The organism is Microlunatus aurantiacus (assembly GCF_039536605.1).
GTDB classification, from domain to species: Bacteria; Actinomycetota; Actinomycetes; order Propionibacteriales; family Propionibacteriaceae; genus Microlunatus; species Microlunatus aurantiacus.
The window spans coordinates 16,905-40,710 of the sequence record NZ_BAAAYX010000009.1 but is presented as its reverse complement, the minus strand read 5'-3'; the positions used below and the strand labels follow the sequence as shown (position 1 = coordinate 40,710).

At 71.7% G+C, this 23,806-nt stretch carries 18 protein-coding genes; 9 read left to right on the top strand and 9 right to left on the bottom strand.

The annotated features are described in order from the left end of the window. Positions 1 to 81 precede the first annotated feature (81 nt). Genes ABD714_RS11770 through ABD714_RS11760 form a run of 3 tightly spaced genes read left to right on the top strand, consistent with a single transcriptional unit; the run spans position 82 to position 3,229 of the window. The gene (locus ABD714_RS11770; RefSeq protein WP_344812546.1) at positions 82 to 1,407 is read left to right on the top strand and encodes an ABC transporter substrate-binding protein; all 1,326 of its coding nucleotides are present in this window, start codon (positions 82 to 84) and stop codon (positions 1,405 to 1,407) included. After that, a complete protein-coding gene (locus tag ABD714_RS11765) occupies positions 1,404 to 2,345 on the top strand; it encodes a carbohydrate ABC transporter permease (protein ID WP_344812545.1) in 942 nt (313 codons plus the stop codon). The genes ABD714_RS11770 and ABD714_RS11765 overlap by 4 nt, the downstream gene beginning before the upstream one ends. Continuing rightward, the gene (locus ABD714_RS11760) at positions 2,345 to 3,229 is read left to right on the top strand and encodes a carbohydrate ABC transporter permease (protein ID WP_344812544.1); all 885 of its coding nucleotides are present in this window, start codon (positions 2,345 to 2,347) and stop codon (positions 3,227 to 3,229) included. Before ABD714_RS11765 ends, ABD714_RS11760 begins: the two co-directional genes overlap by 1 nt. Before the next feature lie 9 nt (positions 3,230 to 3,238). Here ABD714_RS11760 and ABD714_RS11755 read toward each other — a convergent pair whose 3' ends face one another. Beyond that, positions 3,239 to 4,108 (bottom strand): aminoglycoside phosphotransferase family protein, encoded by an 870-nt coding sequence (locus ABD714_RS11755; protein WP_344812543.1) that lies wholly within the window; start codon positions 4,106 to 4,108, stop codon positions 3,239 to 3,241. Between the two features lie 86 nt (positions 4,109 to 4,194). Between ABD714_RS11755 and ABD714_RS11750 the strand changes: the two genes are divergently transcribed. Then, positions 4,195 to 4,389 (top strand): hypothetical protein, encoded by a 195-nt coding sequence (locus tag ABD714_RS11750; protein ID WP_344812542.1) that lies wholly within the window; start codon positions 4,195 to 4,197, stop codon positions 4,387 to 4,389. A gap of 13 nt (positions 4,390 to 4,402) precedes the next feature. Here ABD714_RS11750 and ABD714_RS11745 read toward each other — a convergent pair whose 3' ends face one another. Further along, a complete protein-coding gene (locus tag ABD714_RS11745; protein WP_344812541.1) occupies positions 4,403 to 5,617 on the bottom strand; it encodes an FAD-binding domain-containing protein in 1,215 nt (404 codons plus the stop codon). Positions 5,618 to 5,731: 114 nt separating this feature from the next. Here ABD714_RS11745 and ABD714_RS11740 point away from each other — a divergent pair, with 114 nt between their 5' ends. Continuing rightward, entirely contained in the window at positions 5,732 to 7,132 is a 1,401-nt protein-coding gene (locus ABD714_RS11740) for a glucose-6-phosphate dehydrogenase (RefSeq protein WP_344812540.1), read from the top strand. 168 nt (positions 7,133 to 7,300) lie between these two features. On the opposite strand, the gene ABD714_RS11735 is transcribed toward ABD714_RS11740, so the two are convergent. Continuing rightward, positions 7,301 to 9,253, bottom strand: coding sequence for a S41 family peptidase (locus ABD714_RS11735; RefSeq protein ID WP_344812539.1), 1,953 nt, complete (start codon positions 9,251 to 9,253; stop codon positions 7,301 to 7,303). Positions 9,254 to 9,334: 81 nt separating this feature from the next. Between ABD714_RS11735 and ABD714_RS11730 the strand changes: the two genes are divergently transcribed. Then, a complete protein-coding gene (locus ABD714_RS11730) occupies positions 9,335 to 11,347 on the top strand; it encodes a GMC oxidoreductase (protein ID WP_344812538.1) in 2,013 nt (670 codons plus the stop codon). A 138-nt stretch (positions 11,348 to 11,485) separates the two neighbouring features. On the opposite strand, the gene ABD714_RS11725 is transcribed toward ABD714_RS11730, so the two are convergent. The 4 genes from ABD714_RS11725 to pruA all read right to left on the bottom strand — a co-directional run bounded on the left by ABD714_RS11725 (position 11,486) and on the right by pruA (position 17,014). After that, entirely contained in the window at positions 11,486 to 12,373 is an 888-nt protein-coding gene (locus tag ABD714_RS11725; RefSeq protein ID WP_344812537.1) for a universal stress protein, read from the bottom strand. Positions 12,374 to 12,376: 3 nt separating this feature from the next. Next, positions 12,377 to 14,203 (bottom strand): amino acid permease, encoded by a 1,827-nt coding sequence (locus ABD714_RS11720; RefSeq protein WP_344812536.1) that lies wholly within the window; start codon positions 14,201 to 14,203, stop codon positions 12,377 to 12,379. 180 nt (positions 14,204 to 14,383) lie between these two features. Continuing rightward, complete coding sequence (locus ABD714_RS11715) at positions 14,384 to 15,346, bottom strand: proline dehydrogenase family protein (RefSeq protein ID WP_344812535.1); 963 nt, start codon at positions 15,344 to 15,346, stop codon at positions 14,384 to 14,386. A gap of 33 nt (positions 15,347 to 15,379) precedes the next feature. After that, entirely contained in the window at positions 15,380 to 17,014 is a 1,635-nt protein-coding gene (gene pruA / locus ABD714_RS11710) for an L-glutamate gamma-semialdehyde dehydrogenase (RefSeq protein WP_344812534.1), read from the bottom strand. Between the two features lie 163 nt (positions 17,015 to 17,177). Here pruA and ABD714_RS11705 point away from each other — a divergent pair, with 163 nt between their 5' ends. Next, on the top strand, positions 17,178 to 18,821 hold the full coding sequence (locus tag ABD714_RS11705) for a helix-turn-helix domain-containing protein (RefSeq protein WP_344812533.1): 1,644 nt from the start codon (positions 17,178 to 17,180) through the stop codon (positions 18,819 to 18,821). Between the two features lie 11 nt (positions 18,822 to 18,832). Here ABD714_RS11705 and ABD714_RS11700 read toward each other — a convergent pair whose 3' ends face one another. Next, positions 18,833 to 19,834 carry a serine hydrolase domain-containing protein gene (locus ABD714_RS11700; protein ID WP_344812532.1) on the bottom strand — a complete coding sequence of 334 codons (1,002 nt, stop codon included), beginning with the start codon at positions 19,832 to 19,834 and terminating at the stop codon, positions 18,833 to 18,835. 201 nt (positions 19,835 to 20,035) lie between these two features. Then, complete coding sequence (locus tag ABD714_RS11695) at positions 20,036 to 20,992, bottom strand: NAD(P)/FAD-dependent oxidoreductase (RefSeq protein ID WP_344812531.1); 957 nt, start codon at positions 20,990 to 20,992, stop codon at positions 20,036 to 20,038. Between the two features lie 66 nt (positions 20,993 to 21,058). On the opposite strand from ABD714_RS11695, the gene ABD714_RS11690 reads away from it, so the two are divergent. Then, positions 21,059 to 21,643, top strand: a complete 585-nt coding sequence (locus tag ABD714_RS11690; protein ID WP_344812530.1) for a helix-turn-helix domain-containing protein — start codon at positions 21,059 to 21,061, stop codon at positions 21,641 to 21,643. A 99-nt stretch (positions 21,644 to 21,742) separates the two neighbouring features. Beyond that, on the top strand, positions 21,743 to 23,776 hold the full coding sequence (locus tag ABD714_RS11685; protein ID WP_344812529.1) for a DUF8189 domain-containing protein: 2,034 nt from the start codon (positions 21,743 to 21,745) through the stop codon (positions 23,774 to 23,776). Positions 23,777 to 23,806 lie beyond the last annotated feature (30 nt).

Below are 23,806 nucleotides of genomic sequence, written 5' to 3'. Positions count from 1 at the left end.
AGCTGCGCGAGAACGGCGGACCGGACGCGGCGGGCCGGGCACCGAGATCGGTGCCCGGTGAGGACTGTCGAAGGGAATGCCATGACGCTGAGTCGTCGTCAACTGATCACCACCGGGCTGGGCGTCGCGGCGACCGCGGGCCTCGCGGGCTGTGCCGGCCTCACCAGCCGCACCGACGAGGGGTCGGGCGGCGGCGCCGGCGACGCGTCGGGGCCGGCCACCCTGACCTTCGTGAACTGGTCCGGTGACACCGAGAAGAAGGCGTTCGACGCGCTGATCGCGGCGTTCCAGCAGAAGAACCCCGACATCACGATCAAGACCGACACCGTCCCGTACGCGAGCATCCAGACCAACCTGGACTCCCGCTTCCAGTCGGGGAACCCGCCGGACCTGTTCCGGGTGTCCTACATCGACATCGGGCAGTACACGAGCCAGGACGTGCTGCTGGACGTGTCGGGCGCCTTCGACCAGACCGCGGTGGACGCGTTCGTGCCCGGTCTGTGGCAGGGCGTGGTCTACGACGGCAAGCCCTACGGTGTGCCGCACCAGATCGACACCACCGCCGTGCTCTACCGCAAGGACGCCTTCGAGGCGGCCGGCATCACCGACGTCCCCACGACGTTGGAGGAGGCCTGGAGCTGGGACGAGTTCGGCGCGGTCGCCGACAAGCTCGCCGGCGTGGTCAAGGGCAAGCAGTCGCCGTTCATCTACGACTGGCAGAGCGCCGGCGCCTACCGCTGGCTGTCCTGGCTGTTCCAGGCCGGCGGCAGCCTGCTGGCCCCCGACCTCAAGGCGCCGGCCATCGACTCCGACGAGGGTCGGCGGGCGGTCGAGTTCACCCAGAGCTTCTTCACCAAGAAGTGGGTGGCCCGCAACACGTCGGTGAAGAGCACCACCTACCCCGACAGCGCCTTCATCGCCGGCACGGTGGCGATGGCCTTCGCCGGTGACTTCCTGGTGCCGTCCATCGAGAGCAGCATCGGCTCCAAGGTCGAGTACGCCGCCTTCCCGATGCCTCGCGACAAGATCGCCGCCTCCGACCTCGGCGGCAACGCGATCGTCGCGGCCAAGGACGGCAAGAACACCGCCGCGGCCACCAAGTTCCTCCAGTTCATCGTCGAGGAGGACCAGATGCGGACCTTCTGCGAGGCCACCGGCCAGCTGCCCACCCTGACCTCGCTCACGACCTCCAAGCTCGACTTCGCCGTCCGGCCGGACCTGATGGAGACCTTCGTCCAGCAGGCCACCACGTTGACCCCGGAGCAGGTGAAGCAGGTCACCGTGCCGCAGTTCGCCAAGATCAACGCCTCGTTGGCCGACGAGCTCGAGAAGGCCTTCCTGGGCGGACGGTCGCCGGCCGACACGACGGCCGCACTCGCCGCGGCGGTGGAGCGGGCCGGTCAGTGACGGTCGTCCAGTCCGCCGGTGTGGCGGCCGGTGCCCCGCCCGTCCCCGGGCGGCGGCGTCGGCGGCATCGCTACTCGGACCGGTCGGGCTACCTGTTCGCGGCGCCGGCGATGGTGCTGGCGTCGGTCTTCTCGCTGCTCCCGCTGGCCCTGGCCTTCGTCTACAGCTTCGCCGAGATCGCCCCACTGAGCGGTCGGATCAGCTGGGTCGGCTTCGACAACTACACCCAGATGCTGACCGACGGCACCTTCTACCGGTCACTGGTCAACACGGTGATCTTCACCGTGCTGGTGGTGCCCGTCAGCATGGGCCTGGGACTGGCCCTGGCCGTGCTGCTGAACTCGGTGATGCCGGCCCGCAAGCTGTTCCGGACGATCATCTACCTGCCGCTGGTGATCTCCGGGGTGGCCGTCGGTCTGATCGGCACCTTCTTCTTCAACGAGACCATCGGTGTGGTCAACAAGCTGCTGGCCGCCGTGGCCCTGCCCGGGGTGCCGTGGCAGTCCTCCGGGGTGCCGGCCTTCGCCTCGGTGATCATCGTGACGCTGTGGATCCGGGTCGGCTTCACCATGATCATCTACCTGGCCGGGCTGCAGGCGGTGCCGGTCGAGCTGCAGGAGGCGGCCCAGGTCGAGGGAGCGAGTGGCTGGCAGCGGTTCCGCCACATCACCTTCCCGCTGCTCGGACCGTCCACGTTCTTCCTGCTGGTGATGAGCGTCATCTACTCCTTCCAGGTGTTCGACATCGTCTTCGTGCTGACCAACGGCGGTCCAGGAGCCGCCACCGAGGTGCTCGGCACGTACGCGTACAAGACCGCGTTCGGCGCGGCCCGTGACCAGGGCTACGGTGCCGCGATCGGCGTGGTGATCTTCTTCTTCACGCTGATCTTCACCGTCATCCAGTGGCGCACCAACCGGACCCGGGACGAGGTGGCCTGATGACGGTGACGGCTCCCCAGCACCAGCTGACGGCCGACGAGCCGGGCACCTCCCGCGCCGTCCAGCGGCGCCGGTCCCGGCGCTGGCTGGTCGTCCGGGTGGTGCTGGCCGCCGTGGTGTGTCTGGTCATGGTCTTCCCGCTCTGGGTGATGGTGGTGACCGCGTTCTCGGGCACCGCTGTGTTCAGCCAGCAGCTCGAGCTCTGGCCCCAGCGCTTCACCCTGGCCAGCTTCGAGAAGGTGTTTGCGTCCTGGCCGGTCGGGACCTGGTTCGGCAACTCGGTCACCGTCTCGGTGATCACCACTGTGCTGTCGGTCATCGTCAGCGTGACGGGCGGTTTCGCCTTCGCCAAGCTCCGGTTCCGCGGTCAGACCGTGATGTTCATGGCCCTGCTCGCCACCATGATGATCCCCGTCCAGGCGACCCTGGTGCCGTCGTTCCGGATCGTCAACGCGATGGGGCTGATCGGCACCTTCTGGGCGGTGATCATCCCCGGGGCGGCGGCCACCTTCGGGGTCTTCCTGTCCCGGCAGTTCATGCTGGCCATCCCGACCGAGCTGCTGGAGGCGGCCCGGATCGACGGGGCGGGGACCCTGCGCATCTTCTGGAGCGTGGTGCTGCCGCTGTGCAAGCCCCTGCTGGCCGTGCTCACGCTGCTCAGCCTGATGGCGCAGTGGAACGACTTCCTGTGGCCGCTGATCGTGCTGCGTGACCCGACGCTCTACACCCTGCCGATCGGGCTGCAGTTCCTGCAGGGCCAGTACCAGACCGACTACGGGGCGCTGATGGCGATGACGCTGGTCTCGGTCATCCCGTTGGTGATCTTGTTCCTGGCCTTCCAGCGCTTCTTCGTCCAGGGACTGGCCACCACCGGCCTCCGCTGAGGCGCGCGGTCAGCGGCGGCGGGGAAGGAACTTGGCCCGCCGCGCCCGGGCCCAGGCGACGGCCCGCTGCTCCCGGTCCAGCTCCCCGTCGGCCACCAGCTGGAGGCGGCGCGGGTCGCCCCGCTCGGCCAGCGACCGCATCAGGTCGACGCCGGCCTCCTGGGAGGTCATCACCTGCTCGACGAGCGCGTCGTCCAGGGCGATCCCGTACGCCTCCGCGAACACGCGCATCCGGTGCCGCCGCCGTGGTCGGCGGTCCAGCCCGAGCACGCCCTGCCAGTAGCTGCGGTCGCGGATCGGGGCCAGGTAGTGCAGGGCGTACGCGATGTCGCTGGTCCGGGTGCCGACGTGCGCGTGCTCCCAGTCGATGAGCCCGACGATCCGCCCGTCCCGCCAGACGAGGTTCCACGGTCCGACGTCGCCGTGGCAGACCAGCGTCTCGGCGGCGCCCTCGCCATCGGCCGAGCCTTTCCGCTCCTGCGAGCCTTCCCGCTCCACCGAGCGTCCCCGCGTGGCCGTGCCGGCGCCGGTCGAGCCGTCGAACCAGCTGACCGGCTCGCTCGGCCGCCAGCCGGCCACCGCGTCGTGGTAGCGCCGGAGCAGCTCCCCGACCGCGGCCACCGCCGAGTCGGAGTCGACCAGCCGGCAGGCGGCGTCCCCGCCCACCCCGGGGATGAACTCGACCTCGTCGCCACCAGCGGTCACCCCGTACGGTCGGGGCGCCTCGGTGAAGCCCCTCGTGCGCAGATGGCTCAGCAGGGCCTGGACCGAGGCCGACCACGGCTGGGAGGGATGGCGGACCCGGTCGCCGACCCGCAGCACGGGCCGGTCGGCGCGGTCCTGCAGCACCTCGGGATCGGGGTCGGGGAAGGTCGGCATCGGCGTCCTCGCTGGTCGGGTCCGGTGATCCTCGCACGCGGACTACCCTCGTCACGACTGCCCGATCCCCTCTCGAAGGAGCACCGATGGACACGTCGTCCCCGACCCCGCCCGATGACGTCAGCGACGCCGACTGGGCGGAGCAGCACACCACCACCGACCCTTTCGAGGAGTTCGACGCGGCCCCCACGGTGCCGGTGCAGCGCACCACCGTCGAGGCCGACCAGGTCGACGTCGCCGAGCAGGCCGAGGTCGTTCCGCTGACCGACGACGAGGAGTAGGGGCGGCTCCCGGTCAGCGGCGGACCCAGGCGGTGAACGACGCGACCGAACCACCGCTCGGTCGTCGGAGCCAGGGCCACGGATGGAGTGCCGCCACGTCCAGGTGGCCGGCACGGACGGCGAAGCCGGGCACCGGCGCGTAGGTCACCGCCAGCCGGCGCCCGGCCAGCACCTGCGTCGGGTCGCCCAGGTGCACCTCCACGGCGCGGCGCCGGCCGAGGTCGGCCAGCGCCTCGGTGAGGAAGACCAGCCGGTGTCCGGCCAGCCGCAGCCGAGCCAGCAGCGGGGCGTCGAAGACGAAGACGACCGGCAGCTCCGGGTGGGCGGCCAGGGCCGGGTCGTCGTCCCCCAACGACTCGGCGGTCAGCCAGACCGCCTCCGGTGACCCGGTCAGTCGGGGCTCGGCCGGTCCCGCGGTCCGAGTCGGGTCCGGGTCGTGGCGCAGGACGGCGACCGGCTCGACCCCGGTACCGGGCTGGCTCTGCGGCCAGGACTGGATCGGGCACCGCTGGCGCAGCGGGCACTGCCGGCAGAGCTCCGGGGCTCGCTTCTCCACCTGCCAGCGGGAGAACCCGTACGGCTTGCCGGTGCCGGCCCCGATCGTCCACTGCCAGCCGAGCCCGTTGGCGGCCGTCGACCCGTCCAGCAGCTGCCGGAACATCCCGCGCTCGCCGTCCTGCCAGCGCTGCCCGGCCCGCACCGTCCACTGCGACGCCGCCCACATCCGGCTCTGGTTGACCAGCCAGCCCTCCTCGGTCAGCGACCGGTCGATCTCGGCGAGGCAGGCCATCTCCGTCGGCCAGGGGTCGCCGGACCAGCCCTCGCCCACCGCCGGTTCGCGTCGCAGCGGCCGGCGGATGGCCCGGCCCACGCGGGCGTAGAGGTGCCGGGCGTACTCCTGCCACAACAGCTCGTCGCGGAACTTGCCGACGTCCCGGCCGGGACCGCCGGCCACCGCGTCCCACACCCGGGGGAGGGTCAGCAGCCCGTGGCGGATGAACGGTGACAGACCGCTGGCGCCGCGGGCGCTCTCGGGCAGGACCTGGTTGCGCCGGGCGGCGTAGCCGCGCACCGAGAAGGCGCTGAGAGCGGCGTCGGCCGCCGCCTGACCGCCGGTGAAGCGGGTGGAGCGGCGGACCCCCGCCGGGCCGTCGAGCGTCAGCGCCCCGAAGTGCTCCGCCACCCAGGCCGGGGCGTCGTCCAGGTCGGGGTCGGGCAGCTGCGTCACGGGCCGACGGTAGCCGCGCCCGCCGACACAGCGCGTGTCGTCAGGAGCACACCGTGCTGTCCGCTCCGCCCGGTGGGAGCGGCTCCGCTTCGCCCGGGGGAGTAGAAACGGGGCATGAGTGATCTTCCCGCGACCGTGTTCGTGCTCTACGGAGCCACCGGTGACCTGGCCAAGCGGATGGTGCTGCCGGCCTTCTTCGACCTGTACGCCCGCGGGCTGCTGCCGCGCCGCTGGAAGCTGGTCGGCAACGGACGTGGTGACGTGGCCCACGAGGACTTCCGGGGTCACGTGCACGACGTCCTGACCGAGTTCGGCACCGTCCCCACCGACGAGCAGTGGGCCGGCTTCGCGCCCGATCTGCTGTTCGCGGGCGGGGGTTTCCGGGCCGAGGACGGCGGTCAGCTGCCGGACCTGATCGAGCAGACCCGCGCCGAGCTCGGCGCAGACGCGCAGCTCATCCACTACCTGGCGGTGCCGCCGAGCGCGTTCGCGCCGACCACCGAGGCGCTGCGGGAGCACGACCTGGCCAAGGGCACCAAGGTCGTCTTCGAGAAGCCGTACGGCACCTCGCTGGAGAGCCTGCACGAGCTGGACGCCTTGGTGCACACCGTGTTCGACGAGGAGCAGGTGTTCCGGATCGACCACTTCCTCGGCAAGGAGGCGACCCAGAACGTCCACATGCTCCGGTTCGCCAACACGATGGTCTCCCGGGTCTGGGACCGGAGCTCCATCGAGGAGGTCCAGATCGACGTGCCCGAGACCCTCGACATCGCCGACCGGGCAGCCTTCTACGACGCCACCGGCGCGTCCCTCGACATGCTGGTCACCCACCTGTTCCAGGTCGCGGCCGAGGTGGCGATGGAGCCGCCGACCTCGTTCGCGCCCGAGGACATGCAGCTGGCCCGCGAGTCGGTGATCTCGGCGTTCCGTCCGCTGGACCCGGCCGACGTCGTGCTCGGGCAGTTCGACGGCTACCGGCAGACGGAGGGGATCGCGGACGACTCCAGCACCGACACGTACGTGGCCGCGAAGCTGTGGGTGGACACCGACCGCTGGCGGGACGTGCCGTTCGTGCTGCGCACCGGCAAGCGGCTGCAGGGCGGCGCCCAGCGGCTCTCGCTGCTGTTCCGGACGCCGGAGGGCCCGCTGCACTCGGCCGGCAAGGTGCCCGAGGTGCTCGCGTTCGACCTGGAGGGCAGCGGTCGCATCCTGATGGAGCTCACCGTCAAGGCCCCCGGCCCCGACTTCGTACCGAGTGAGGTCGACCACGTTCTCCGGCTCGACCAGGTGGCCGACGGCTCGATGGCGCCGTACACGTCCCTCATCTACGACGTGCTCCGGGGCGACCGCTCCCTGTTCACCAGCTCGATCGGTCTGGCCGCCGCGTTCACCGCGTTCGCGCCGCTGCTCGGACCCGAGCGTCCGGACGTGGTGTCCTACCCCGAAGGGAGCTGGGGCCCGGCCGCGGCCGACCGGCTGACCGGCCGCTTCGGCTGGCTCCTCGCCCGCGAGTGACCCCACACCCTCGGCTGATTCCCCCGAGAACCTGTTGACGCGTTCCTCCCCCATCCGCTGACGCCCCCTTTCGCTACCGACGCCCCCCTTGCACAGGGGGCGTCACCGGGTGAAAGGGGGCGTCACCGGGTGAAAGGGGGCGTCAGCGGGTGAGAGGGTGCCGTGATGTCAGGCGACCACCCGGCGGGAGGCCACCAGCGCCCCGGCCTGGAAGCCCTCCACCAGCACCACCGTGCCGGGGGCGCCGTGCAGCTCGGACAGCACGACCGGGTCGGCCGTCACGTCCTCCGAGCCGATCGGCCGCCCGTTCACGTAGACGTCGACGCGGTCCAGGCCCCCGGCGGCGACCTCGACCCGCAGCCCGACCCTGGTGAAGGCCGTGGTCACGGCGAGCCGCCGGACCGGCATCCCGGCCAGGATCTCGCCCGCCCGGTCGAGCAGGTCCACGTTGCCGGTCAGCACGTCGGCCTTCGTCATGGCGTGCCGCACCGTCGGCGTCACGCCGAGATCCTCGACGGGCGTGCCGGACAGCGCACCCACCCTCAGGCCCCGCCGGATCGCGACCCGCATGTTGGCCCCCTTGGGCAACGGCGCGTACGGGGAACCGGGCTCGCTGGCCCGGTCACCGACCAGCTGCATCAACAGCTGGTGGGTCCACACGTTCGCGCCGCCGGCGCCGGTGCGGTCGTCGACCCCGAGGATGGGTCCGATCTCGTGATCGGCCCACCCCGCCGCGAAGAAGTCGGTCGCGGAGTAGCACCGGGCGTCGGTGACCAGCACCGCCGGACCGTGATAGGTCTGGCCGATCTCGTTGGCGCCGTCGGACGGGGTGATGGTGAACCCCGCGGAGAAGGTCGCGCCGATCTCGACCGCCTGGTCCAGGGAGGGGAACCACGGTCCGAGGTCGATGCCCTCGGCTCCGTCCTGGTGACGCCGGCACAGGGCCAGGTTCAGCGGGGTGGCGATGAACTGGACCGGCTCCGGGCTGATCGGCCGCGGGGTGAGGGTCTGCAGCGTGAACTCGCTGGCGTGCAGGTGCCCGCCGCCGTTGCCGCGGACGTCGACGATCAGACCGTTCGGCGGCAGCAGCGAGATCAGCCGGGCGAACTCGTCGCGGAAGGCGACCGGGTCCTGCACCGAGAAGGTGAAGATCCGGATCTGCCCGAACGTGCCGTGGGCCGTGGTCACCGCACGGGCCCGGAAGACCGACGGCATGGTGGTGGGCAGATCGGCGGCCCCCACGGCCTGCGGTTCGGTCAGCTGACCGTCCTCGGCCTGCTCACCCTCCAGCCGGACCACCTCGGGGTGGTAGAGGCTCTTGCGGGCCCGGTCCCGCTCGTCGGCGTCCAGGTCCAGGGCGTTGGCCAGGGAGGCGGGCGACACCGCGTCCAGGTCGGTGGTCGGGGGGAGGTTGGTGGCGACCTCCCACGCCACCCGGATCTCGCCGGTGCTGCCGTCGGCGGCGCGGAAGGTGACGTCGATCCAGTCCTCCTCCGGCGGCAGCTGCATCAGCAGCGGTCGGATGGTCAACGAGTCCAGACCCCGGGCCAGGCTGGCGGCCCGGTTGCTGCCGGCCAGCCGGAGTCCGTTGATCTCCACCGCGGTGCCGATGGGTACCCCGTTCCAGTGGGTGACCTCGACCCCGAGACCGAAGCCCGGCGCACTGAACCCGGTCACCACGCTGGTCACCAGGTAGTGGTCGCCGTCGGACTCGGTGGCCTTCTCCAGCACGAACGGGAGGTACGCGACCCGACCGGCGAACGGCTTGGGCAGCAGGTAGTTGGTGTGCAGGTCCCGGACGGACATGAAGATGCCGGCCATCTCCTTGTGGAACAGCCACTCCGGGCCCATCGTCTGCGGCGTCTGCCGGGTCAGCTCGGTGCGCAGCAGGCGCAGCCGCTGAACCGGGTTGACGGCGTGCATGGCCGTCTTCAGCGGCAGGTGGACGTAGTTCTGCTCGAGCAGGACGAGCGCCTGCTCCACGATCAGCCTCCGCTCGGGCAACGTCAGCGTGCCGGCGCCGGCGAGGAAGTCGGGAACGGTGACCGCACCCTCGAGATCGGCTCGGGCGATCGGCCGGTCGGTGCTGGTCCGGGCCGACGACGGGGTGGTGAGGGTCATGACGGTTCCTCCGAGGTGTAGGACTTCTCCAAGGGAAGTGCGGCGAACGCCGACCCAGATACGTCAGGGAGGAACCACGCCGTGATCGACCCCGCCGACCCCCGTGTGCGGCTCGAGCTCCGGGCCCTGGTCGATCTCGTGGTGCCGGCCGACGCGTACCCCTCGGCGAGCGAGGCCGGCGGCCTGGACTTCCTCCACGACTACCTGAGCGAGCGCGTCGACCTGCTGCCGCGGCTGGACGGTCTGCGCGCGGCCGAGGACCCGACGACGCACCCGGACTGGGACTGGTTCGCCGGGCTGGTCAACGGCGGCTTCTACGCCGACCCGGCCAACGGCGGGAACCGCGACGGAGTGTCCTGGCGGATGGTGGACTGGGCGCCCGAGCCCGCCGCGGGGTGGTCGCTCCCGGTGCCCGTGCCGGAGGCGGAGCCGCTGGTGGTCACCCGCGCCGGGTTGGCCGGCCGTTACGACGCGGTCGTCATCGGTTCGGGAGCGGGCGGCGGGGTCGCGGCGTGCCTGCTGGCCGAGTCGGGCCGGCGGGTCCTCGTGGTCGAGGCCGGGTCCTGGCCGACCATCGCCGAGCTCAGTCGCGACCAGCTCCGGAACCCGCGGTCCGACTGGGGCCTGCTGCCGCTGTCCGGACCGGTCGACGACCGCGACCTCCGGGTGCTGGAGCTCGGCGGACAGGCGCAGGTCCTCCGCCCGTACGAGCCCGGCTGGGCGAACAACGCGATGACGGCCGGCGGTGGGACCCGCGTCTACGGGGCGCAGGCCTGGCGGTTCGAGCCGCGGGACCTGGCCATGGCCAGCACGTACGGGGTCCCCGAGGGCAGTGCCCTGGCCGACTGGCCGATCGGCTACGACGACCTCGAGCCGTTCTACTCCCGGGCCGACAGCGAGCTCGGGGTGTCCGGGTCGGCCGTCGGTGAGTCGACCCGGCGCAGCCGCCCGTACCCGATGCCGCCGGTACGCACCGGTCCGCGGCACGACCTGCTGCGGGCCGCCGCCGACCGGCTCGGGTGGGGTCACGTCCGGGTGCCACTGTTGATCAACTCCCGGGTGTACGGCGGCCGCGGGGCCTGCGAGGGCTGTCGGATGTGCGTCGGGTTCGCCTGCCCGACCGACGCGAAGAACGGCTCGCAGAACACCCTGCTGCCCCGGGCGTTCGCCACCGGGCACGCCGAGATCCTGCTGCAGACGCGGGCGGAGCGGCTGATCGTCGACGGCCGCGGCACGGTGACCGGCGTCCGGCTCGCGGGTCGGACCCCCGACGGCGAGCTGTGGCGGACCGACGTCGGCGCCGGCGAGGTCGTGGTGTCCGGCGGGGCCGTGGAGTCCGCGCGGCTGCTGCTGAACAGCGCCCACGACGGGGAGCCGACCGGTCTGGGCAACCGGCACGACCAGGTCGGGCGGCACCTGCAGGGCCACGTGTACGGCGGTGCGGTCGGGCTGTTCGACGACGTCGTCGAGGACCTGGTCGGGCCCGGTCCGACCATCTCCACCCACGACTTCCGGCACGGGGTGGACGGGGTGGTCGGCGGTGGGGTCCTGGTCGACGAGTTCATCCCGTTGCCGGGCAACGTCTACCGCTCCCTCAGCGGGGCGGGGCTGATCCCCCGCTGGGGCGCCGGGGCCAAGCAGGGCATGCGGGATCTGCTGCGCCGCTCGCTGCGGGTGATGGGTCCGATCCAGGAGGTCACGTCGGCGGCGTCACGGGTCCGGCTCGACCCGGCGGTGCGGGACGCGTACGGGATCCCGGTGCCGCGGCTGAGTGGCTCCGTCCACGCCTGCGACCGGGCGGCCCAGGCCGTGCTCGCGGAGCGCGCCGTCGCGTGGCTGGCAGCGGCGGGTGCCACCCGTACGGCGTCGATGGTCGGGGTCGGGGACGGCCCCAGCGCCGGCCAGCACCAGGCGGGCACCTGTCGGATGGGCTCCGACCCGGCCGGCTCGGTGGTGGATCCGTGGTGCCGGGTGTGGGGCCACGACAACGTCCGGGTCGTCGACGCGTCCGTGCACGTCACCAACGGCGGGGTCAACCCGGTGCTGACGGTGTTCGCGAACGCCTACCGGGTGCTGGACCAGCTGACGAGCTGACCCCTGACCGTCGGCACCCATCAACAGGACACCTCCCACAACGCGGTGACGCCCCCTTTCGCTCGCCGGCGCCCCCCTTGCCAGGGGGCGCCGGCTAGTGAAACGGGGCGTCAGCGCAGGGAAGCGGGGCTGGTCAGATCAGGTGTCCAGGGAACCCCGGGCCACGGTGAGCACCGGGACGGGGGAGTTCTTCACGATCTTGGCCGCGTGCGACCCCAGCAGGAACCGGCTGATCGCCGAGGTCCTGGCCCCGACCGCGAGCAGGTCATCGGGTCGCCACCCGACGCTGGCGATCGTCTCCTCCCACCCCACGCCGGAGCCGATCACGATCTCCAGGCTGTCGGCGTCGACCCTGACCCTGTCCGCGGCCGCCCGGATGTCGTCGCGGACCCGGTCGGCCCACTCGTCGACGACCAGGTCTTCGGCCGACGCCTCGATGCTGCCGCGCAGCGAGGCCGCGGGGCGTACGGCGAAGCAGGCCACCCGGAGCGGGATGCCGAACTCCTCGGCCCGCTCGGCCGCCGCCCGGAGCAGCCCGGAGTCGGCGTCGGCGCGGCCGAACCCCACGGTGATCCGGCCGATGGGGGCGCCGGCCGGTGCCGTGAAGTCCGCCGGCGCGAAGCAGACGGGGGTGTCCAGGCTGTGCAGGATGCGCTGGGCGATGCTGCCCAGCGAGACCCGGTTGGGCAGGCCGGAGGTGCTGGAGCCGAGCACGACCAGACCGGCGTCGTGGTCGGCACTCACCCGCAGCAGCCCGTCGGTCACCGACCGGGCGGTCTCGACCAGGAACTCAGCGGTCGCGTCCGCACCGATGATCCCGCGCGCCCGCTCCAGCGCCTCCCGGGCCGAGGCCTCCTGCAGGGCGAGGAACTCCTCGTCGCCGAGGAACGGATTGGGCGGCCACGGCTCGGGGGTGATCGCCGCGACCACCAGCGGTGAGCCGGTGGAGTGGGCGATCATCGCCGCGAGGTGGCTGGCGGCCTCGCCCCGGTCCCCCGGGGCGAGGCCGATCACGATGGTGCTCATCACTCAGGCCGACACTTCGGCGTGCTCGACCACGACGTGGGTCACCGGGAGGTTCGGGTAGGCCTCCCGGGCCCGGTCGACGACGTCGTAGCGCAACCAGGCGGACCGGTCCTCCGGGTGCGTGCAGATCACCAGTCGGTCCGGGTGGAACTGCTCCACAGCTGTCGACAGAGCCCGCAGCGGCCGGTAGTCGCCGAGCTCACCGGTGACCTGCAGGTTCTGCGCGCGCAGGACCTCCAGCGTCCGGTCCAGGCGGGCCTGGGCGGCCTCGGCGGTCTTCTCCCACAGGTAGACCGCGCCGGAGTGCATGGCCTGGCCGGTGTCGATCGGGTTCGCCGGCACGCAGATCAGGTACTCGGCGTTGCCGCTGGCGTCGATCCGGCGCAGCTCGCTGATCAGCTCGTCGCCCTCGACGGTCTCGTTGGCCAGGACGAGGACGCGGTGGGCGTCCCCGGTCTCGGCCGCGGCGGGTGTCGCCGCCGGAGCCTTGTCCCGGATCCGCTTGGTGGCGAAGAAGATGGCCAGCAGCAGGCCCCACGACAGCAGGCTGAGCAGCAGCTGGGTCAGGGTGTCGGGGTTGAACGCCATCTGCACCAGGACGGCGAGGATGGCCACGATGACGACGATCGACAGGGCCGGGAACAGCCACATCTTGACCACGAGCTTGTCCGGGCTGGTGCGCCGGCGCAGCACCACCTGCGAGATGGCGATCAGCAGGTAGACGAACAAGATCACCGCACCGGAGGAGTTCAGCAGGAACAGGAACACCCGGTCCGGCGAGATGGCCGCGGCGATCACGCAGAGGAAGCCGATGATGCTGGAGAACAGGATCGCCGGCCGCGGCACGCCGCCCTTGCTGACCGTCATCAGCACCACCGGGGCCTCCCGCCGGGCCGACAGGACGAAGAGCATCCGCGACGCGGTGTAGAGACCGGAGTTCAGGCAGGACAGCACCGCCGTGAGCACCACGGCGTTCATGATGTGGTCGGCGTACGGGATGCCCATGGCCTGGAAGGCCGAGACGTACGGCGAGGCCTCCAGCGCGGCGGAGTTCCAGGGCAGGATCACCGACAGCAGGAAGATCGAACCCACGAAGAAGATCGCGATCCGGACGATCACCGAGTTGGTCGCCTTGGCGATGGCCCGGGCGGGGTCCTCCGACTCGGCCGCCGCGATGGTGGCGATCTCGGCGCCGACCATCGAGAAGATCACCACCACGATCGCGGAGAAGATGGCGCCGGGGCCGAGGGGCAGGAAGCCCCCGTGGGCGGTCAGGTTGCTGAAGTCCATGTCCTTGTTGGGCCACAGGCCGAGCACGAACAGCCCGCCCAGGACGAGGAACACCACGATCGCCGCGACCTTGATGCCGGCGAACCAGAACTCGAACTCGCCGAACGACTTGACCGAGAACAGGTTGGTGGCGGTCATCAGCAGCATCAGGACCAGCGAGAGCACCCACAGCGGGATGCCGGGGATCCAGAACTGGATCACCTTCGCTCCCGCGACGGCCTCGAAGCCGACCACGATCACCCAGAAGTACCAGTAGAGCCAGGCGGTCGAGAAGCCCGCCCAGCCGCCGAGGGCGTTGCGCGAGTAGTCGGCGAACGACCCGGTGGACGGGTTGGCGACCGCCATCTCGCCGAGCATCCGCATCACCATGATGATCAGCAGACCGGTGATCGCGTAGCTCAGGAAGGCGCCCGGACCGGCGCCGCCGATCACCACGCCGGAACCGACGAACAGACCGGCGCCGATCACGCCGCCCATGGCGATCATGGTCAGGTGACGCTGCTTGAGGCCCTTCTTCAACTGTGTCGGTGGTGCGCCCATGACGTCCCCATTCCTCGGGTCAGGCGGTGCCTGACGGTCCTCGGTGCGCGCTGACCCGGCGGGCCGGCTCGGTGCGCAGTACGGCGACATCATTCACCGCGCGACGAATGGTGTCTATGCACAGCCGAGTCGAGAGTGTTACGGATCTATGCCTGTTGGGCAGATCTCGAACAGATCGTGCTACTTGCGACCGACCAGCGAACGGAGGAAGAAGATCAGGTTGGCGGGACGCTCGGCCAGCCGCCGCATGAAGTAGCCGTACCAGTCGTCGCCGAAGGGCACGTAGGTGCGCACCGTGACGCCTTCGGCGACCAGGCGGTCCTGCTCGCCCTCTCGGATGCCGAAGAGCATCTGGATCTCGTAGTCCTCGGTGCCCCGGCCGGCCTCGGCCGCGTACGCCTGCGCGGCGGCGATCATCGCCGGGTCGTGCGAGGCCACCATCGGGTAGCCTTCGCCCTGCATCAGCACCCGCAGGCAGCGCAGGTACGACGCGTCGACGGCCTCCTTGCCCTGGAAGGCGACCTCCGCCGGCTCCTGGTACGCCCCCTTGCACAGCCGGATCCGGGAGCCGGAGCCCGACAGCGCCGCACAGTCGGCCTCGGTGCGGTGCAGGTACGCCTGGAGCACCGTCGCCACGTCGGGGAACTCGCGACGCAGCTCGGTGACGATCGCGAGGGTGGAGTCGGTGGTGGTGTGGTCCTCGGCGTCCACGTTCACCCACGCTCCGGCCTCCGCCGCGGCCTGGCAGATGATCCGGGCGTTGACCAGGGCCAGCTCCTCGCCACCGTCCGGCAGCGACTGGCCGAGCGCCGACAGCTTGATCGAGACCTCGAGCCGGCGGGCCCCGTCGGTGTGGGGCAGCTCGAGCCGACGGTAGGCGTCGAGCAGCGACAAGTACGCCCGGACGGTCTTGTCGGCCTCGGACGCCTCGCTGATGTCCTCCCCCAGGTAGTCCACCGAGATGGAGCGGCCACTGGCGAGCAGCGAGCGGACCGCCTCCATCACCTTGTCCTCAGCCGCGCCCGGCACGAACCGGGTGACCAGCGACCGGGTCAGCCGGGACCGGCTCACGGTGCGCTCGATCCGCTCCGAGCGGGCGGCGGCGAGCAGGACCGGGCGAAGGGGGTTGGTCAGGGTGGGCATGGTCGTTCTCCGTCTGCGTCGAGGGGGTGGGGATCAGGACTGGTGCGGGTAGAGGTGGTTCCGGGCCGGCACGAACGTCTCCTTGATGGTGCGGGCCGAGGTCCAGCGGAGCAGGTTGAGCGGCGAGCCGGCCTTGTCGTTGGTGCCGGACGCCCGGCCACCGCCGAAGGGCTGCTGGCCGACGACGGCGCCGGTGGGCTTGTCGTTGACGTAGAAGTTGCCGGCCGCGAAGCGCAGGGCGTGGTCGGCCTCGACGACGGCGGTGCGGTCGTCGGCGATGATCGCGCCGGTCAGCCCGTACGCCGAGCCCTGGTCGACCAGGCGGAGCGCGTCGGCGTACGCGCCGGGCCGGCTGTCGTCGTAGACGTGCAGGGACAGGATCGGGCCGAAGTACTCGGTGCTGAAGGCGGCGTCGCCCGGGTCCTGACCGAGGAGCACGGTCGGGTCGATGAAGAAGCCCTCGGAGTCGTCGTAGCCGCCGCCGACCGCGATGGTCAGGCTGTCGGTGGCCTTGGCCCGGTCCAGGGCCGCCGCGTTCCGGTCGAAGCTGCGCTGGTCGATGACCGCACCGCCGAAGTTGCTGAAGTCGGTGACGTCGCCGTAGGTCAGGGCGTCGACCTTGCCGAGGAAGTCGTCCCCCATCCGGGCCCAGACCGACGACGGCACGAAGGCGCGGGAGGCGGCGGAGCACTTCTGGCCCTGGAAGTCGAAGGCGCCGCGGATCAGCGCGGTGGTCAGCACCTCGGGATCGGCGGAGCTGTGCGCGACCACGAAGTCCTTGCCACCGGTCTCGCCGACCAGGCGGGGGTAGCCGCGGTAGGTGGAGAGCCTGCTGCCGACCTGCTGCCACAGGCTCTGGAAGACGGCGGTCGAGCCGGTGAAGTGGATGCCGGCCAGCCGCGGGTCGTTCAGCACCACGTCGGAGACGAGCGGGCCGTCACCGAACACGAGGTTGATCACCCCGGCCGGGAGCCCGGCGGCCTCGAGCAGCTGCATGATCACGTACGCCGCCGCGGCCTGGGTCGGGGCCGCCTTCCAGACCACCGTGTTGCCCATCAGGGCCGGCGCGGTCGGCAGGTTGCCGGCGATGGCGGAGAAGTTGAACGGGGTGATCGCGTAGACGAAGCCCTCGAGCGGGCGGTACTCCACCCGGTTCCAGACGCCGGGGGAGGAGATCGGCTGGTCGGCCAGGATCTGCCGGGCGTAGGCGACGTTGAAGCGCCAGAAGTCGATCAGCTCGCACGGGGTGTCGATCTCGGCCTGGTACGCGGTCTTGGACTGGCCCAGCATGGTGGCGGCGGCCACCCGCTCCCGCCAGGGGCCGGCCAGCAGGTCGGCGGCGCGGAGGAAGACGGCGGCGCGGGCGTCGAAGGGCAGATCGCGCCAGCCGGCGGCGGCCCGGGAGGCCGCCTCCACGGCGTCGGCCACGTCGGTCGCGGTGGCCTCGGTGTAGCGGCCGATGACGCTGGCGTGGCGGTGCGGCTGCACGACCTCGTACGCGGGGCCGGACGCGGTGCGGTGCTGACCGTCGATCACCTGGCGGATGTCCAGCGGGTTGCCGGCGAGGGTGTCGAGCTCGCGGACCAGCCGGTCGCGCTCGGGGGAGCCCGGGGCGTAGTCGTTGACCGGCTCGTTCAGCGGGAGGGGAACCTGGGTGATGGCGTCCACGGGAGATCCTTCGGGGCGAGGCTGGTGGTGCGGGGGACCGTTCAGCCGGGGTGGTTCGGTGGCACCAGTCAACCTCCTCGGAGGCTGGCCTGTCGTTGTCCACTCGGATAGAGAAAGCGGTCTTTCGTCGTACGATCGGACAGCAAGCCGAAAGGGGAACCGGATGGCAGCACCACTGGGCGGGGTGTCGTTGGCCCTGCTGCTGCAGGCGTTGGGTGCGACGGTGGCCACCGCCGTGGCGGCACCGGCCGGCACGGACGGGACCATCGGCTCGGTGGTGCTGCTCGAGGCACCCGATCTCGGGGCGTCGGCGGCGAGCGGCGACCTGGCCGTGCTGATCGGCGTCCCGCCCACCGAGGCCGTGGCCTGGCTCGACCGGCTGCGCTCGGCCGAGGCCTCGTTGCGGCCGCTGGCCGTGGCAACCAAGCACCTGTCGACCGAGCTGCGCGACGCCGCGGAGCGCTCCGGCGTGGCCCTGGTCGCTGTGCATCCCCAGGCCCGGGTCGAGCTGGTCCTGGCGACCGTCCGCACCCTGCTGGACGGCGGTGCGGGACAGGCGGTCACCGGCGACCCGGCCGACGAGCCGCTGGCGGGGGAGAACGACCTCTACGGGCTCGCACAGACGGTCGCCGCCCTGACCGGCGGGCTGGTCAGCATCGAGGACGAGCGCTCCCAGCTGCTGGCCTACTCAGCGACCGACGGAGCCGCTGACGAGCTGCGGATGCTGTCGATCCTCGGCCGTGCGGGTCCCGCTGACTACCTGCGTCGGCTCCGGCAGCGTGGGGTGTTCGACCGGCTGCGGACCGAGCGCCGGGCCGTGGAGGTGCCCGCCGACGACGAGCTGGGCTGGCGTCGCCGGCTGGTCGTCGACATCCGCCCGCTCGGCGGCGACGAGGGCCCGCACCGGTCTGCCGCGGCGGGGTCGCTGGGCACCATCTGGGTCCAGGAGGGGACCCAGGCGTTGGATCCCGACGCCGGCTCGGTGCTGGAGGGCGCCGCCGCGATCGCGGCCCGGCTGATCGAACGGGCCCGCAGCGCGCCGACCCAGGAGGCTCTGCAGATCCAGCGGCTGCTGGGCCTCCGCGGCGGCGGTGTGGACATCCCCTCGCTGGCCGCCGCCCTCTCGCTGCCGGCGTCGGGACCGGCCGCGGTGATCGGGTTGGCCCCTGGTGGCGCGCCTGTCGCCGCCTGGCCCGGTGCCTCGCCGATCGCGGACGTGGCCGCGGCCGTCCGGCTGCACGCCAGCGCGTACGCGCCGGAGTCGCTGGTGGCCACCACCGACAGTCGGATCTACGTGCTGATCCCACGGGTCCGGGCAGCCGGGTTGCCCCGCTGGGTCGCCGGGATGCTGGACCGGCTGACCCGGCGGAGCGGCCTGGAGCTGCGCGCCGCCGTGGCCGCGCCGGTGGCCGAGCTCGCCGACATCGGTGCGGCGCGGACCGAGGTCGACCGGGTCCTCGACCGGCCGGGCGCCGAGCGCGTCACCACGCTCGCCCGCTCGCGCACGTCGGTGCTGCTGGGCGAGATCGCCGACCTGGTCGCCGGGCGGGAGCAGCTCCGTGATCCGCGCCTGCAGGCACTGATCGACGACGACCAGACCCGCGACGGTTCCCTGCTGGTCAGCGTGGAGCGCTATCTCGACCACTTCGGCGACGTCCGCGCGGCTGCGGCCGCGCTGCACATCCACCCGAACACGCTGCGCTACCGGATCAGGCGGGCCGAGCAGGTGCTGGACATGCGGTTGAGCGATCCCGAGGACCGGCTGCTGCTGCAGGTCGAGCTGCTGGGCCTGCACCGGTCCGGCTGAGCGGCCCGGGATCAGCCGAAGAGACTCAACAGCTGACCGGCCACACCCCAGGCGCCCTCGGTGGAGTTGGCCACCACGGTCGCCGTGGTCTGCGTGGCGGGGTCGTGGATCGAGCGCATCGACACGCCGGCGTCGTAGCCCTCGATCAGGACGGCCGGCCCGGTCGCGTGCAGGTAGCAGCCCAGGCCGTAGCGCAGTCCCTCCTCGGGGACCTCGGACCGGGGCGTGATCATGGTCTCGACCAGCTCGGGTGCCACGATCCGACCGGCGACGAGCGCGCGCCAGAACCGGTGCAGGTCGTCGACGGAGGAGTAGATGCCGCCGTCGCCGTTCCCCCGGACCGGCAGGTGCAGCAGGTTGCTGCGGTCGCCCTCGTCGAACAGGTAGCCCAGGGCGGCGTCGGCGGGCAGCTCGTCGGACCGGAGGTAGGCGGTGCCGGTGAGGCCGGCCCGGGCGCACACCTCACGCTCCACGTACGCGTGGAAGCCGACGTCGCTGAGCCGGTCGATGATCAACGCCAGGACGACGTAGCCGCCGTTGTTGTAGCTGAATCCCTCCCCGGGAGCCGCGACCTGCGGATGGCCGTCGATGACCGGCACGAACGCCTCGGTCTGCGCCAACGTGTGCACCGGGACGGTCAGCACGTAGTCCGACGCCTCCCAGTCGGCCTCCTCGTCCAGGTAGTCACCGATGCCGGACGTGTGGCCCAGCAGGTGCTCGAGGGTGACGCGGTCGTGGATCAGCGGCAGGTCGTCTCCGAGGATCGGCCGGACCGGGTCCTTGAGGCCGAGCTCGCCGGTCTCGACCAGCCGGAGCACCCCGAGCGCGGTCATGATCTTGCTCCCACTGGCCAGGGCGAACCTGGTCGTCCGCGCGACGGGCAGCCGCAGCGCCCGGTGGGCGTAGCCGTAGCACCGTTCCAGGACGCGCTCGTCGGCGACGTCGATCGTCACCACGCCGGAGAGGCGACTCTCCAGCGCGGCCGACTCCAGCCCGGTGACGTCGATGTCCACCCCGTCATCCTCACACCGCACCGCGTGGGGGGCCAGGAGTTAATCGGTCCGGTCCGGTCCGGTCCGGTCGGGTGGGTTGGGTGGTTGCCTGGGCGGCCCGGGTGTTCCGTCCGTGGTCGGGTAACCCGGCCCCGGTGGTGGCCGGGCTGGCCGATATCCCGTCCGTGGTCGGGAAACCCGGCTACCCGAGGCCTCCCCGGGTCACGCCCGTACGAGGTCGGCGACGGCCGCCGTGGTCTCTTCCTCCACCAGGTCGGCGTTGAGACGTGCGCCGGCGAGGGCTCCGGCGGCAGCGGCGGCGCCGACCTGCGCCCCCAGATCGCTGATGTTGCCGGCGAGGTAGACCCCGGGGACGGCGGTCTTGCCGGTCGCGTCGGCGACGACGTACGCGCCCATCCCCATCGGGTGCTCGATGGTCGTCAGACCCAGGCCGGTCAGGAAGTCGGCCCGGGCCACCGCGCGGGACTGGACGGTCAGCACGGTGCGGGGAACGAGGGTGCCGTCGGTCAGGACCACGCCGGTGATGCGGTCGTCGTCGATGTGCAGCCCGGCGACCTCGCCGTCGACGATCCGGACACCGCGCGCCGCCAGCCGCTCGCGATCCTCCGAGGTCAGGTCGACGGTGTGGGCGAAGACCGTCACGTCGTCACTCAGCTGGCGGAAGAGCAGCGCCTGGTGGCCCACCATCGGGCTCGTCGCGAGCACGCCGATCGCCTGGTCGCGCACCTCCCAGCCGTGGCAGTACGGGCAGTGGATGACGTCGCGACCCCAGCGTTCGCGGAGTCCCGGCAGCTCCGGCAGCTCGTCGACGACACCGGTGGTGACCAGCAGCCGGCGGGCGGTGACGGTCCGTCCGTCCGCCAGTCCCACGGTGAAGCCGGCCGACACCCGGTCGACGGTGCTCACCCTCCCGGAGACGACCGCTCCACCGTACGAGCGCACCTCGGCCCGACCGCGCTCCAGCAGCTCGGCGGGCGGCATCCCGTCGCGGGCGAGCAGCCCGTGGACGCCGTCCGCCGGGGCGTTGCGCGGTTGGCCGGCGTCGATGACGACCACCGACCGACGGGAGCGGGCGAGCATCAGGGCGCCGTTGAGTCCGGCGGCGCCGCCGCCGACCACGACCACGTCGTAGCGGGAGTTCAGTTCTTCGTTGGGCATGACCCGAGTGTGGCCGCCGGCGGGCCGAGGTCGCAAACGTCATTGCCGAAGTGGCAAACTATGATCATGGACCTCGATCTCGACCAGACCCTCGACGGGGTCGGACCCCGACTCCGTGAGCTGCGGGCCCAGCGCGAGCTCACGCTGGCTGACCTGTCGACCCAGACAGCCATCTCGGTCAGCACCTTGTCCCGGCTGGAGTCGGGCGACCGCCGGCCCACCCTGGAGCTGCTGCTGCCACTGGCCCGGGCCTACGGGGTGACGCTCGACGAGCTCGTCGACGCACCTCCGACCGGCGATCCTCGGATCCACCTGAAGCCGATCAAGGCGCACGGGATGACGATGCTGCCGCTGACGCGACGGGCGGGGGGCATCCAGGCGTACAAGCTGATCATCCCGGCCCGGTCGGCGCGCCAGACCCCCGAGCTCAAGACCCACGAGGGCTACGAGTGGCTCTACGTGCTGGACGGGAACCTGCGAGCCGTGATCGGCGGGCACGACCTGATCCTGGCGGCCGGAGAAGCCGCTGAGTTCGACACCCGGGTGCCGCACTGGTTCGGGGCCGCCGACGAGCGGGGGGTCGAGTTCCTGAGCCTGTTCGGCCGCCAGGGCGAGCGTGCGCACCTGCGGGCCCGTCCGAAGCGGGGCTGAGCGGGGGCGCTCGACGAGGACGACGTATCGCGGGGGCCGCCCCGTGCCTCCTCCGCCCAGTCGATCCCGCCGAGACGGCGGGGCAGGGGAGGAGCTCAGATGAGCTGGAGCGGCTGGTTCAACATCGGTGCGCCGGCGGGTGGGTACAACGGCGGGCCGGCGACGATCTCGCGCAACAAGGACGTCTGCAACGTCTACGTGCGTGGCAACGACAACGCCCTGTGGCAGCGGGCCTACTACAACGGTCAGTGGCACCCCTGGGGTCGCCACGGCGACGGCGGGGTGCTCGCGTCCAAGCCGGCGCTCGGGTCGATGGGTCCCGATCACGAGCACGTGTTCGTCCGTGGCACGGACGGCAACGTCTACCAGAAGTACTGGACGGCGGCGGGGGGCTGGAAGGGCTGGTTCAACATCGGCGCACCGGCCGGTGGCTTCGCCGGGGCGCCGGCGACGATCTCGCGCAACAAGGACGTCTGCAACGTCTACGTGCGTGGCAACGACAACGCGCTGTGGCAGCGGGCCTACTACAACGGTCAGTGGCACCCCTGGGGACGCCACGACGACGGCGGGGTGCTGGCCTCGGAGCCCACTCTCGGCTCGATGGGTCCCGATCACGAGCACGTGTTCGTCCGTGGCACGGACGGCAACGTCTACCAGAAGTACTGGACGGCGGCGGGGGGCTGGAAGGGCTGGTTCAATATCAGCGCACCGGCGGGTGGCTTCGCCGGGGCGCCGGCGACGATCTCGCGGAACAAGGACGTCTGCAACGTCTACGTGCGTGGCAACGACAACGCGTTGTGGCAGCGGGCCTACTACGACGGGCAGTGGCACGGATGGGGACGGCACAACGACGGTGGCGTGCTGGCCTCGGAGCCGACGCTCGGCTCGATGGGGCCGCAGCACGAGCACGTCTTCGTCCGCGGCACCGACGGCAACGTCTGGCAGAAGTACTGGCAGTGGACGGCCGAGCCGGTCGGCGAGGTCTCCTTCCCCGTCAACGAGTGCGTGTACGGCTGGACCGCTCGCTACCGTCAGGCCGGCACCCACACCGTCGTCCGCATCCAGCTGAACCCCGATGCCGGCATCAGCGCGGCGACGATGAACAGCCTGCGCACCACCTGGCGGGACGGGATCATCGCGACCTGGGCGAACCGGTTCCGCTGCCTCGCCCCCAACGGTGGGCAGCAGTCCTTCACCTTCGACGTCCAGTGGGTCAGCTCGGGAGCCCACCACGTCGTCCGCGTCCTGGCCGGACCCGCACGCTCCAACATGACCAACTGGGACACCAACGACACCGGCAACGTCGCAGCCCACGAGTTCGGGCACATGATCGGGCACCCCGACGAGTACGCCGACGCGACCTGCCCGGCGCGCAACCCGGTCAGCACGGGCACGGTGATGGACGACAACACCGAGACCGTGGCTCGGCTGTACAACCGACTCGCCACGTTCCACGGTGGCGGCCACACCCCGGTGGCGGGCAGCCCGCTCGAACCCGGAGAGCAGGATCAGGAGATGACGCCGGTGAAGCTGATCGACAACCTGAAGCCCGAGCCGCGGAGCCGGGTGCTGGACCGTCTGCGGGCCGTGGCCGACGCGGACGGGGCGGTGCCCCAGGGACTGGAAGGCACCGAGATCACGTTCGAGGTGACCGGCGGCGCTCCGGGTGAGCGGTACACGTACCGGCTCGGGGTCCGTGCTGACGGCACCGCCGAGCGCCGGGAGCTCGACGAGCTGGGCGGGACCATGACCGTCGGCGGGACCATGACGGTGGGCGGTGACGCCGAGCCCGCTCGCGCGGCCGAGACCGTCGGCACCGTGGACGGCCGACTCGCCGGGCGGGTCTTCGCTGCCGCCCGCGAGGCGGGGCTGCTCGACGACGACGCGCCGAGCCTGCCCGAGCAGGGCGGGGACCTGGTGCCGGACAGCCTGGTCGCCATCCTCACCGTCCGGGACGGTGACGCGATCCGGCGCGTGGTCGTGCCGGCCGGGGAGCCGTCGGGCGGGTCGGATCTGCTGGGCGACGAGGCTGCGGATGTCCCGCTGAGCACGCCGATGCAGCTGCGGTCCTCGTCCGTGGACGCGCTGCAGCCGGTGCTGGAGGCTCTGCGGGCGGTGGAGGCCGCCCTGTAGGCGGTGGCAGACAAGCAAGAAGGAGCCGGC

Coding starts and splice junctions, on each gene's coding strand:
- ABD714_RS11770 (WP_344812546.1), top strand. CDS start 82: ATGACGCTGAGTCGTCGTCAACTGATCACCACCGGGCTGGGCGTCGCG.
- ABD714_RS11760 (WP_344812544.1), top strand. CDS start 2,345: ATGACGGTGACGGCTCCCCAGCACCAGCTGACGGCCGACGAGCCGGGC.
- ABD714_RS11755 (WP_344812543.1), bottom strand. CDS start 4,108: ATGCCGACCTTCCCCGACCCCGATCCCGAGGTGCTGCAGGACCGCGCC.
- ABD714_RS11750 (WP_344812542.1), top strand. CDS start 4,195: ATGGACACGTCGTCCCCGACCCCGCCCGATGACGTCAGCGACGCCGAC.
- ABD714_RS11740 (WP_344812540.1), top strand. CDS start 5,732: ATGAGTGATCTTCCCGCGACCGTGTTCGTGCTCTACGGAGCCACCGGT.
- ABD714_RS11735 (WP_344812539.1), bottom strand. CDS start 9,253: ATGACCCTCACCACCCCGTCGTCGGCCCGGACCAGCACCGACCGGCCG.
- ABD714_RS11725 (WP_344812537.1), bottom strand. CDS start 12,373: ATGAGCACCATCGTGATCGGCCTCGCCCCGGGGGACCGGGGCGAGGCC.
- ABD714_RS11720 (WP_344812536.1), bottom strand. CDS start 14,203: ATGGGCGCACCACCGACACAGTTGAAGAAGGGCCTCAAGCAGCGTCAC.
- ABD714_RS11715 (WP_344812535.1), bottom strand. CDS start 15,346: ATGCCCACCCTGACCAACCCCCTTCGCCCGGTCCTGCTCGCCGCCGCC.
- ABD714_RS11705 (WP_344812533.1), top strand. CDS start 17,178: ATGGCAGCACCACTGGGCGGGGTGTCGTTGGCCCTGCTGCTGCAGGCG.
- ABD714_RS11695 (WP_344812531.1), bottom strand. CDS start 20,992: ATGCCCAACGAAGAACTGAACTCCCGCTACGACGTGGTCGTGGTCGGC.
- ABD714_RS11690 (WP_344812530.1), top strand. CDS start 21,059: ATGGACCTCGATCTCGACCAGACCCTCGACGGGGTCGGACCCCGACTC.
- ABD714_RS11685 (WP_344812529.1), top strand. CDS start 21,743: ATGAGCTGGAGCGGCTGGTTCAACATCGGTGCGCCGGCGGGTGGGTAC.